Consider the following 1,956-nt stretch of genomic DNA (forward strand, 5'->3'; position numbering starts at 1 on the left):
TGTTACCAACGGTGCAAAACTGATCCACCCCAGCGGTTGAAAATTGATCCAGGGGTTAATCTGCTCCTCTGAATACAGGGGAGCTTATGATCACTTTTGAGATTCGTATGGAAATTAAAGTCCTGCACAAGCGGGGAATGAGTATCCGGGCCATTGCCAGGGAGCTGGGTATTTCGCGCAATACTGTCCGCAGCCACCTGAAAGCCAAATCTGAAAAGCCGCAGTATTCACCACGCCCGGCACCATCATCACTGCTCGATGAATACCGTGATTACATCTCTAAGCGGATCAGCGATGCGCATCCCTACAAAATCCCGGCGACCGTTATTGCCAGGGAAATCATGGAGCTGGGCTATCGTGGAGGGCTTACTATCCTGAGAGAGTTCATCCGTAAACAGACCCTGCCAGCACAGGCAGAACCGGTCGTTCGCTTCGAAACCGAGCCCGGACGGCAGATGCAGGTTGACTGGGGGACCATGCGAAACGGCAAGTCACCCCTGCATGTGTTCGTCGCTGTTCTGGGATACAGCAGAATGCTTTACATCGAGTTCACCGACAACATGCGCTACGACACGCTGGAAGCCTGTCACCGCAATGCGTTCAGCTTCTTCGGCGGTGTACCGCAGGAAGTCCTGTACGACAATATGAAAACGGTGGTGCTGCAGCGTGATGCTTACCAGACCGGGCAGCACCGGTTCCATCCTTCCCTGTGGCAGTTCGGCAAAGAGATGGGCTTCTCTCCCCGCCTGTGCCGTCCCTTCAGGGCGCAGACTAAAGGCAAGGTGGAGAGGATGGTGCAGTACGCCCGCAACAGCTTCTATATCCCGTTAATGACACGCCTGCGTCCGATGGGGATCACCGTCGATGTTGAAACCGCAAACCGTTACGGCCTGCGCTGGCTGTACGATGTGGCCAATCAACGTAAGCATGAAACTATCCAGACCCGCCCCTGCGATCGCTGGGTGGAGGAACAGCAATCCATGCTGGCACTGCCACCGGAGAAAAAACAGTATGACGTGCAGGTTGATGAAAGCCTGATGACCTTCGACAGGCAGCCGTTGCATCATCCGCTCTCCATCTATGACACGTTCTGCAGAGGAGCCGCATGATGGTCGAACTGCAACATCAACGGCTGATGGTGCTTGCCGAACAGCTCCAGCTGGACAGTCTTATCGGCGCAGCGCCGGCGCTGTCGCAACAGGCGGTGGATCAGGAATGGAGCTACATGGACTTCCTGGAGCACCTGTTACATGAGGAGAAACTGGCCCGGCATCAGCGTAAACAGGCGATGTACACGCGGATGGCAGCCTTCCCGGCGGTAAAGACGTTCGAGGAGTACGACTTCACCTTCGCCACCGGCGCTCCTCAGAAGCAAATCCAGTCGCTGCGATCCCTGAGCTTCATAGAGCGTAACGAAAACATCGTGTTGCTGGGGCCATCGGGCGTGGGAAAAACGCATCTGGCGATAGCCATGGGCTACGAAGCAGTACGGGCGGGCATCAAGGTTCGCTTCACAACAGCAGCGGACCTGCTGCTACAGCTGTCCACTTCACAGCGTCAGGGCCGTTACAAAACGACTCTCAATCGTGGTGTCATGGCCCCGAAGCTGCTTATCATCGATGAAATAGGTTATCTGCCGTTCAGTCAGGAGGAAGCCAAGCTGTTCTTCCAGGTCATCGCCAAACGTTACGAGAAGAGCGCGATGATCCTGACCTCCAACCTGCCGTTCGGGCAGTGGGATCAGACGTTCGCCGGTGATGCAGCGCTGACATCGGCGATGCTGGACCGGATCTTACATCACTCACACGTCGTGCAAATAAAAGGGGAAAGCTATCGACTGAAGCAGAAACGAAAGGCCGGGGTTATAGCTGAAGCTAATCCTGAGTAAACAAGGTGGATCAATATTAAACCGTTGGTGGTGGCGGTAAGTGGATCACTTTTTACCCGTTGTTGACA

The 1,956-nt window shown here is 54.9% G+C and carries 2 protein-coding genes; both read left to right on the plus strand.

The window, feature by feature from the left end; all coding sequences use genetic code 11:
• Positions 1-86: 86 nt before the first annotated feature.
• Complete coding sequence (istA, locus tag OOJ59_RS27790; protein WP_000627495.1) at positions 87-1,109, plus strand: IS21-like element ISSen3 family transposase; 1,023 nt, start codon at positions 87-89, stop codon at positions 1,107-1,109.
• A complete protein-coding gene (istB, locus tag OOJ59_RS27795) occupies positions 1,106-1,888 on the plus strand; it encodes an IS21-like element ISSen3 family helper ATPase IstB (RefSeq protein ID WP_001531258.1) in 783 nt (260 codons plus the stop codon). Before istA ends, istB begins: the two co-directional genes overlap by 4 nt.
• Positions 1,889-1,956: the final 68 nt, after the last annotated feature.

This window comes from Citrobacter sp. W9 (assembly GCF_026719375.1).
Lineage (GTDB): Bacteria > Pseudomonadota > Gammaproteobacteria > Enterobacterales > Enterobacteriaceae > Citrobacter > Citrobacter werkmanii.

Coding starts and splice junctions, on each gene's coding strand:
- istA (WP_000627495.1), top strand. CDS start 87: ATGATCACTTTTGAGATTCGTATGGAAATTAAAGTCCTGCACAAGCGG.
- istB (WP_001531258.1), top strand. CDS start 1,106: ATGATGGTCGAACTGCAACATCAACGGCTGATGGTGCTTGCCGAACAG.